Here is a 7,685-nt window from a genome sequence, read left to right as displayed (position 1 = left end):
CGGCACCCGCACCGGCCCGCTTCGCGGCGGCGCGCGCATCGCGCTGCTGGACACGCTGCGCGCCGCCGCGCCCTGGCAGGCGCTGCGCCGCGCCGAACGCGCGGCAGGCCCGCCGATCCGCGTGCGGGCGGAGGATATCCGCCTGCTGCGCTTCCGCCAGCCGCGCGCCAGCACCGCCATCTTCGCCGTCGATGCCTCCGGCTCCGCCGCCCTGGCGCGGCTGGCGGAAGCGAAGGGCGCGGTGGAGATGCTGCTGGCCGATTGCTATGCGCGGCGCGACCAGGTGGCCGTGGTGGCCTTCCGCGGCCGGACGGCGGAATTGCTGCTGCCGCCGACCCATTCCCTGGTGCGCGCCCGGCGCAGCCTGGCCGGCCTGCCAGGCGGTGGCGCCACGCCGCTGGCCGCGGGGCTGGAAGCGGCGCTGGCCCTGGCGCAGGCCACGACCCGGCGCGGCCGCACGCCGCTGCTGGTGCTGCTGACCGATGGCCGCGCCAACATCGCCCGCGACGGCACGGCGGGCCGGGCGCGGGCGGAAGCCGATGCGCTGGGCCTCGCCGCAGGGCTGCGGGCCGCAGGCCTGGCCTCCCTCCTCGTGGACATGGCGGCGCGGCCGCAGCCCTTCGCCCGGCAGCTGGCCGCCGCCATGGGCGGCCGCTACCTGGCGCTGCCCGCCGCCGCGCCCGCGCGCCTTTCCGCCGCCGTGGCCGAGGCGAGGACCCACTGATGGCGGAACGCCCGGACTGGACGTGCGAAGGCCGGGACTGGCCGAACCGGGAAGCGAGCCGCTTCGTCACCGCCGCCGGGCTGCGCTGGCATGTGCAGGTGATGGGGGAGGGGCCCGTGCTGCTGCTGCTGCACGGCACCGCGGCGGCCACCCATTCCTGGCGCGACCTGGCGCCGCTGCTGGCGCGGGATTTCCGCGTGGTGGCGCCGGACCTGCCCGGGCACGGCTTCTCCGGCCCGGTGCCGGCGGCGCGGCTTTCGCTGCCCGGCATGGCGGCCTCCGTCGCCGCGCTGCTGGCCGCGATGGAGTTGCGCCCGGTGCTGGCGGCGGGGCATTCGGCGGGGGCTGCGATCCTGCTGCGCATGGCGCTGGACGGGCGCATCGCGCCGACCGACATCATCAGCCTGAACGGTGCGCTGCAGCCGCTGGGCGACCGCCACGCCGCCTTCTTCACCCGCGCCGCGCGGCTGCTGGTGGGGCTGCCCTTCGTGCCCAGCCTCTTCGCCTGGCGCGCCGCGGACCGCGCCGTGGCGGAACGCCTGCTGCGCGATACCGGCAGCCGGCTGGATGCGCGCGGCGTCGATCTCTACGCCAGGCTGTTCCGCCATTCGGGCCATCTGGCGGCGGCGCTCGGCATGATGGCGAACTGGGACCTGGTGCCGCTGCTGCGGGACCTGCCCCGGCTGGCGCCGGACCTCACCCTGGTCGTCGGTGCCGGGGACCGCGCGGTGCCGCCGGTGCAGGCGGAGGCGGTGCGCCGCCGCCTGCCGAAGGCGCGCCTCGTCACCCTGCCGGGGCTCGGCCACCTGGCGCATGAGGAAGACCCGGCCGGCGTGGCGGCCCTGATCCGCGGCGTCGCGGCGGCGGAGATGGCAGCATGAACACGGCAACAACCCAGGCCGACCACGCCGCCTGCCTGGCGCTGCTGGCCGGCGGGTCCAGATCCTTCCGCGCCGCGGCGCGTCTGCTGCCGGCGCGCATCGCAGAACCCGCCGCGGCGCTCTACGCCTTCTGCCGCGTGGCGGATGACGCGATCGACGAGGCGGCGGACCCCGGCGCGGCACTGCCGGTGCTGTGGGCGCGGCTGGATGCGATGCTGGCCGGCCGGCCGCACGCCCACCCGGCCGACCGCGCCTTCGCCGCCGTGCTGCGCGAGCACGGCATCCCGCGCGCCCTGCCGGCGGCGTTGCTGGAAGGCTTCGCCTGGGACGCGGCCGGGCGCCGCTACGCGGACCTGCCGGCGCTGCAGGACTACGCCGCGCGCGTCGCCGCCACGGTGGGCGCGATGATGACGCTGCTGATGGGCGTGCGCGACCCGGTGGCGCTGGCCCGCGCCTGCGACCTCGGCGTGGCGATGCAATTGACCAACATCGCCCGCGACGTCGGGGAGGATGCGCGCAACGGCCGGCTGTACCTGCCGCTGGACTGGCTGCGGGCGGAGGGGCTGGACCCCAATGCCTTCCTGGCCGCACCGCGTTTCACCCCGGCGCTCGGCCGCGTGGTGCGGCGGCTGCTGGCGGCGGCGGAGGCGCTGTATGCGCGGGCGGAGCAGGGCATTCCGCTGCTGCCCCGCGACTGCCGCGCCGGCATCGGCGCCGCGCGCCATGTCTATGCGGGAATCGGCCGCGCGGTGGAACAGGCGGGCGGCGATTCCGTCAGCCGTCGTGCCGTGGTCGGCCGAAGCCGCAAGCTGGCGCTGATGGCCCGTGGCGTGACGGCGCTGGCGCTGCGCCCCGCCGCCCAGCCGGCGCCGCCGCTGCCGGCGACGCGATTCCTGGTCGACGCCGTGGCCGCCCTGCCCGCCGTCGCGCCCGACCGGCTGGCGGACCGCATCGCTCGCGCGGTGGCGCTGTTTGACCGGCTGGGGGAGCAGGGCACGCTCGGCTACCGCACCACCACCAGCCGGTAGAGATGCCAGGTGGCATGCCCCAGCACCGGCAGCACCACCGCCAGGCCGATGAACAGCGGCAGCGACCCGGCCAGCAGCAGTAGCGCCACCAGCAGGCCCCAGACCGCCATCGGCAGCGGGTTCAGCGCCACCGCGCGCAGCGAGGTGCCGATGGCCCGCGCCACGCCGCCATCGCGGTCCAGCAGCATGGGGAAGGACACCACCGTCAGCGCCAGCACCAGGAGCGCGAAGCCGAAGCCCACCAGATTGCCCCACAGCAGCATGGCGCGCCCTTCCGGCGTTTCGAACACCTGCTGCAGCAGGGCCAGCCCGCCGCCGCCGCGCCCGACCTCCAGCCGGCCCAGCGTCGCCGCGTGGATCGCATCCGCCGCCCACAGCCAGCCGAGGAACAGCGCCAGCAGCAGCAGGCCGAGGGCGAGGATGGCGGGCAGGGCGGGCGCCTTCAGCACCTCGAACACCGTGGCCCAGTTGGCGGGGCGGCCGGCTTCGCGGCGCCGGCTGATCTCGTAGAGCCCCAGCGCGGCAATCGGCCCGACCAGGGCGAAGCCGGCGGCCATCGGGTAGAACAGGTGCATCACCTCGTCGCCCGCCGCCAGGGTCGCGGCCACCAGGCCGATTACCGGATACAGCACGCAGAGGAACATCAGCTGCGTCGGCGTGGCGACGAAATCCGCCCAGCCGCGCCGCAGGGCAACGCCAAGTGCGCCGATGCCGATGCGTCGGACCTCCGGCGCGGCCTGGGTCATCGGCTGCGTATCGGCACTGGTCGCAAGATTTGCCATCGTTCGCTCCCCCGTCCTTGGGTCCAGCGGACGGCCTTGTGCCGGCGGCGACCGGCAGGACCCCGCTTGCGTCAGGTGGTGCGGCACGCGCCGGCTTCGCCTCAAGCCCGCGTGAGGAAAACGCGGTTGACTTGTCTGTCAGGAAAGGCTGACACTTCTATCTGACAAGCCGAGATGACATTCGGCCCCCGGGAGGTCCGCCATGGATGCCGTCTCGCGCATCGAATCCAGCCTGGCCGACGCGGTGTTGTGTGCCGAGGCCGCCGGCGCCCCGCCGCGACTGGCTGCCGCCATGCGCCACGCGGTGTTCCCGCGCGGCGGGCGCATCCGCCCGCGCCTGACGCTCGCGGTGGCCGCCGCCTGCGGCGAGGACCGGCCGGCGCTGTGTTCCGCCGCCGCCGCGTCCATCGAATTGCTGCACTGCGCCAGCCTGGTGCATGACGACCTGCCCTGCTTCGACGATGCGGCGACGCGGCGCGGCAAGCCCAGCGTGCACCGCGCCTTCGGCACGCCGCTGGCGGTGCTGGCGGGGGATGCGCTGATCGTGCTGGCCTTCCAGACCCTGGCCCGCGCCGCGCCCTGCGCACCGGACCGGCTGGGCCCGCTGCTGCTGGTGGTGGGCGATGGCGTCGGCGTGCCCTTCGGCATCGTCGCCGGCCAGGCCTGGGAATGCGAGCCGCGTGCGGACCTGTCCGAATACCAGCGGCAGAAGACCGGCAGCCTGTTCGCCGCCGCCACCATCGCCGGCGCCGCCGCTTCCGGCCATGCGGAGCCGGAAGCCTGGCGCCTGCTCGGCGACCGGCTGGGCGAAGCCTACCAGGTGGCGGACGACCTGCGCGACGCCGTGGAGGATGCCGAGACGCTGGGCAAGCCCGTCGGCGTGGACAAGGCGCTCGGCCGGCCCAGCGCGGTCGCGGAATTCGGCCTGCACGGCGCCGTGGCCCGGCTGCGCAGCTTGTCGGAACAGGCGGTTGCGGCGATTCCGCCCTGCCAGGGGCGGGGCATGCTGCACGGGCTGATCCTGGCCGAAGCGCAGCGCCTGCTGCCCCGGAAGCTGGCCGCGGCCTGATGCCACCAGCCGCCGGCATGGCCGCGCCCGGCTGGTGGGACCGGCTCCTGGCATGGCGGGAGGCCATCACCGCCGACCCGCGCTTCCGCGCCTGGGCGGCGCGCTTCCCGCTGACGCGGCCGATGGCCCGGCGCCGCGCCCGGCAATTGTTCGATTTGTGCGCCGGCTTCGTTTATTCGCAGGTGCTTGCGGCCTGCGTCCGGCTCGGGCTGTTCGAGCTGCTGCACGCAACGCCGATGACGGAAGCGGCGCTGGCGCATCGGCTGGCGGTGCCGCCGGCGGCCATGGCCCGGCTGCTGGCCGCCGCCGCCGCGCTGGACCTGGTGCGGCAGCGCGGCGATGGGCGCTGGGTGCTGGGCAAGCTGGGCGCCGCGATGATCGGCAATCCCGGCATCGCCGCCATGGTGGAACACCACGCGCTGCTCTACGCCGACCTGGCGGACCCCGTGGCGCTGCTGCGGCGGGAGCGCGGCGGCAATGCGCTGTCCGCCTACTGGGCCTATGCCGGCGCCGCGGCGCCGCAGGCGCTGGAGGCGTCCCGCGTGGCCGACTACTCCGCCCTGATGGCTGCCAGCCAGCCCATGGTCGCGGCGGAGGTGCTGGCGGCCTATGACTTCCGGCGCCACAAGGCGCTGCTCGATGTCGGCGGCGGGGAGGGTGCCTTCCTGGCCGCCATCGCACCCGCCGCACCCGGGCTTCGCCTGATGCTGTTCGACCTGCCGCCGGTGGCGGAACGCGCCCGGCTGCGGCTGGCGGAACGCGGCCTGGCCGGGCGCGCCACCGCCTTCGGCGGCGACTTCACCCAGGATGCGCTGCCCACTGGCGCCGACCTCATCAGCTTCGTGCGCGTGCTGCACGACCATGACGATGCGGTGGTGATGGCGCTGCTGCGCGCCGCCCGTGCCGCCCTGCCGCCCGGCGGCCGCCTGCTGATCGCCGAGCCCATGGCCGGCACCGGCGGCGCGGAGCCGATGGGGGAGGCGTATTTCGGCTTCTACCTGCTGGCGATGGGCCGAGGCCGGCCAAGACGGCCGGAGGAACTGCGCGCCATGCTGACCGAGGCCGGCTTCGCCGCCAGCCGCGCCCTGCCGACCCCGACGCCGCTGTTGGCGCGCGTCATCCTTGCGGATGTCAGTGGCGCCTGACGGTGCCCTGTCACCAATGCCTGACGCCCGCATGTCAGTTTGTCTTGACATCACCGATTGTCAGGATAGGCTTACAGTCAATCAATGGGAGCGGCGTCCAGGTGGATACCGTGGCAGTCTTGCTGGAAGCGCCGGAGCGTCTCGTCCTGAGCCGGCTCGAGCTCTCGCCCCCGGGTGAAGCCGATGTCGTCGTGGACGTGGAGTGGAGCGGCATCAGCACCGGCACCGAGCGCCTGCTCTGGTCCGGCCGCATGCCGCATTTCCCCGGCATGGGCTACCCGCTGGTGCCGGGCTACGAATCGGTGGGCCGCGTGGCCGCCGCCGGCCCCGCTGCGAAGCGCCGGGTGGGGGAGCGGGTCTTCGTCCCCGGCGCCCGCTGCTTCGGCGCCGTGCGCGGCCTGTTCGGCGGCGCCGCGGCGCGGCTGGTGGTGCCGGATGCGCGCGCCGTCCCGATCGATGAGGCGCTGGGCGCCGATGGCGTGCTGATGGCGCTGGCCGCGACGGCGCAGCACGCCATCGCCGCGCCCCATGCCGCGCTGCCGGACCTGATCATCGGCCATGGCGTGCTGGGCCGCCTGGTGGCGCGCCTGGTGGTGGCGGCCGGCGGCACGCCGGTGGTGTGGGAAAGCAACCCCGCCCGGCGCGACGGCGCCAGCGGCTATGCGGTGCTCTGCGCCGAGACCGACCCGCGCCGCGACTATCGCTGCATCTGCGACGTCTCCGGCGACAGCCTGCTGCTGGACAGCCTGGTGCAGCGCCTGGCGCCGGGCGGCGAGATCGTGCTGGCCGGCTTCTACGGCGCGCCGCTCAGCTTTTCCTTCCCGCCCGCCTTCATGCGCGAAGCCCGCTTCCGCGTGGCGGCGGAATGGAAGGAGGCGGACCTGGTCTCGGTGCGCCGCCTGCTCGATGCCGGGCGCCTGTCGCTGGAGGGGCTGATCACGCATCGCAGCGCCGCGACGGCGGCACCGGCAGCCTACCGCACCGCCTTCACCGATCCCGCGTGCCTCAAGATGATCCTCGATTGGAGAGCATGCTCATGAACGCACACACCGCTTCGCCCGCCGCGACCACGGCGCAGCAGAGCATGGCGGATGCGCTGCGCGACGAGGCGGCGCAGGAGCCGGATGCCGTGGCGACCGGCCCGGTGAAGAAGGAAACGCAGATCATCGCCATCTACGGCAAGGGCGGCATTGGCAAGTCCTTCACCCTGGCGAACCTGTCCTACATGATGGCGCAGCAGGGCAAGCGCGTGCTGCTGATCGGCTGCGATCCGAAATCCGACACCACCAGCCTGCTGTTCGGCGGCCGCTCCGTGCCGACGATCATCGAGACGTCTTCCAAGAAGAAGGCGGCCGGCGAGGCGGTGAAGATCGGCGACGTGTGCTTCAAGCGCGACGGTGTCTTCGCCATGGAACTCGGCGGGCCGGAAGTCGGCCGCGGCTGCGGCGGGCGGGGCATCATCCACGGCTTCGAACTGCTGGAGAAGCTCGGCTTCCATCAGTGGGATTTCGACTACGTGCTGCTCGACTTCCTGGGCGACGTGGTCTGCGGCGGCTTCGGCCTGCCGATCGCCCGCGACATGTGCCAGAAGGTGATCGTCGTCGGCTCCAACGACCTGCAATCGCTGTATGTGGCCAACAACGTCTGCAGCGCAGTGGAATACTTCAAGAAGCTCGGCGGCAATGTCGGCGTGGCCGGCATGGTGATCAACAAGGATGACGGCACCGGGGAGGCGCAGGCCTTCGCGGAAGCCGCCGGCATCCCGGTGCTCTCGGCCATTCCGGCCGATGAGGACATCCGTCGCAAATCCGCGAATTACGAGATCGTCGGCGTGCCGGGCGGCCGCTGGGCGAGCGTCTTCGAGCAGCTGGCGGTGCAGGTGGCGGAAGCGCCGCCGGTGCGACCGAAGCCGCTGACGCATGAGAACCTGCTCGGCCTGTTCAAGGGCGAGGCGGTCGGCCGCGGCGTGGTCCTGGACCCGGCGACGATGGAGGACATGTGCGCGGCGGATGTGCTGAACAAGCCGTCCCTCGAAGTCGTCTATGAGGGCGCCTGA

General features: G+C 73.9%; 8 protein-coding genes. 7 read left to right on the top strand and 1 reads right to left on the bottom strand.

Going from position 1 to position 7,685, the window contains the following annotated elements; genetic code table 11:
* The 3 genes from HEQ75_RS24190 to HEQ75_RS24180 all read left to right on the top strand — a co-directional run.
* Positions 1–724: VWA domain-containing protein (locus HEQ75_RS24190; protein WP_168034700.1), on the top strand; the 724-nt coding region annotated here is incomplete at its 5' end.
* On the top strand, positions 724–1,605 hold the full coding sequence (bchO, locus tag HEQ75_RS24185; RefSeq protein ID WP_168034699.1) for an alpha/beta fold hydrolase BchO: 882 nt from the start codon (positions 724–726) through the stop codon (positions 1,603–1,605). The genes HEQ75_RS24190 and bchO, both read left to right, overlap by 1 nt.
* Positions 1,602–2,633 (top strand): phytoene/squalene synthase family protein, encoded by a 1,032-nt coding sequence (locus HEQ75_RS24180; RefSeq protein ID WP_168034698.1) that lies wholly within the window; start codon positions 1,602–1,604, stop codon positions 2,631–2,633. Before bchO ends, HEQ75_RS24180 begins: the two co-directional genes overlap by 4 nt.
* Here the strand turns inward: HEQ75_RS24180 and HEQ75_RS24175 are convergent.
* Positions 2,609–3,415 carry a DUF2189 domain-containing protein gene (locus tag HEQ75_RS24175; RefSeq protein WP_235962101.1) on the bottom strand — a complete coding sequence of 269 codons (807 nt, stop codon included), beginning with the start codon at positions 3,413–3,415 and terminating at the stop codon, positions 2,609–2,611. The two genes, HEQ75_RS24180 and HEQ75_RS24175, sit on opposite strands and share 25 nt — an antisense overlap.
* Positions 3,416–3,617: 202 nt before the next feature.
* Between HEQ75_RS24175 and HEQ75_RS24170 the strand changes: the two genes are divergently transcribed.
* The 4 genes from HEQ75_RS24170 to HEQ75_RS24155 all read left to right on the top strand — a co-directional run bounded on the left by HEQ75_RS24170 (position 3,618) and on the right by HEQ75_RS24155 (position 7,685).
* Positions 3,618–4,484 carry a polyprenyl synthetase family protein gene (locus tag HEQ75_RS24170; protein ID WP_168034697.1) on the top strand — a complete coding sequence of 289 codons (867 nt, stop codon included), beginning with the start codon at positions 3,618–3,620 and terminating at the stop codon, positions 4,482–4,484.
* Positions 4,484–5,629 carry a methyltransferase gene (locus HEQ75_RS24165; RefSeq protein WP_168034694.1) on the top strand — a complete coding sequence of 382 codons (1,146 nt, stop codon included), beginning with the start codon at positions 4,484–4,486 and terminating at the stop codon, positions 5,627–5,629. Before HEQ75_RS24170 ends, HEQ75_RS24165 begins: the two co-directional genes overlap by 1 nt.
* Positions 5,630–5,739: 110 nt before the next feature.
* Complete coding sequence (gene bchC / locus HEQ75_RS24160) at positions 5,740–6,669, top strand: chlorophyll synthesis pathway protein BchC (protein ID WP_456237396.1); 930 nt, start codon at positions 5,740–5,742, stop codon at positions 6,667–6,669.
* Entirely contained in the window at positions 6,666–7,685 is a 1,020-nt protein-coding gene (locus HEQ75_RS24155) for a chlorophyllide a reductase iron protein subunit X (RefSeq protein ID WP_168034692.1), read from the top strand. Before bchC ends, HEQ75_RS24155 begins: the two co-directional genes overlap by 4 nt.

This window comes from Falsiroseomonas selenitidurans, assembly GCF_012103215.1.
Taxonomy (GTDB): Bacteria; Pseudomonadota; Alphaproteobacteria; order Acetobacterales; family Acetobacteraceae; genus Falsiroseomonas; species Falsiroseomonas selenitidurans.
This window is presented reverse-complemented; position numbering and strand designations above follow the sequence as displayed.

Coding starts and splice junctions, on each gene's coding strand:
- bchO (WP_168034699.1), top strand. CDS start 724: ATGGCGGAACGCCCGGACTGGACGTGCGAAGGCCGGGACTGGCCGAAC.
- HEQ75_RS24180 (WP_168034698.1), top strand. CDS start 1,602: ATGAACACGGCAACAACCCAGGCCGACCACGCCGCCTGCCTGGCGCTG.
- HEQ75_RS24175 (WP_235962101.1), bottom strand. CDS start 3,415: ATGGCAAATCTTGCGACCAGTGCCGATACGCAGCCGATGACCCAGGCC.
- HEQ75_RS24170 (WP_168034697.1), top strand. CDS start 3,618: ATGGATGCCGTCTCGCGCATCGAATCCAGCCTGGCCGACGCGGTGTTG.
- HEQ75_RS24165 (WP_168034694.1), top strand. CDS start 4,484: ATGCCACCAGCCGCCGGCATGGCCGCGCCCGGCTGGTGGGACCGGCTC.
- HEQ75_RS24155 (WP_168034692.1), top strand. CDS start 6,666: ATGAACGCACACACCGCTTCGCCCGCCGCGACCACGGCGCAGCAGAGC.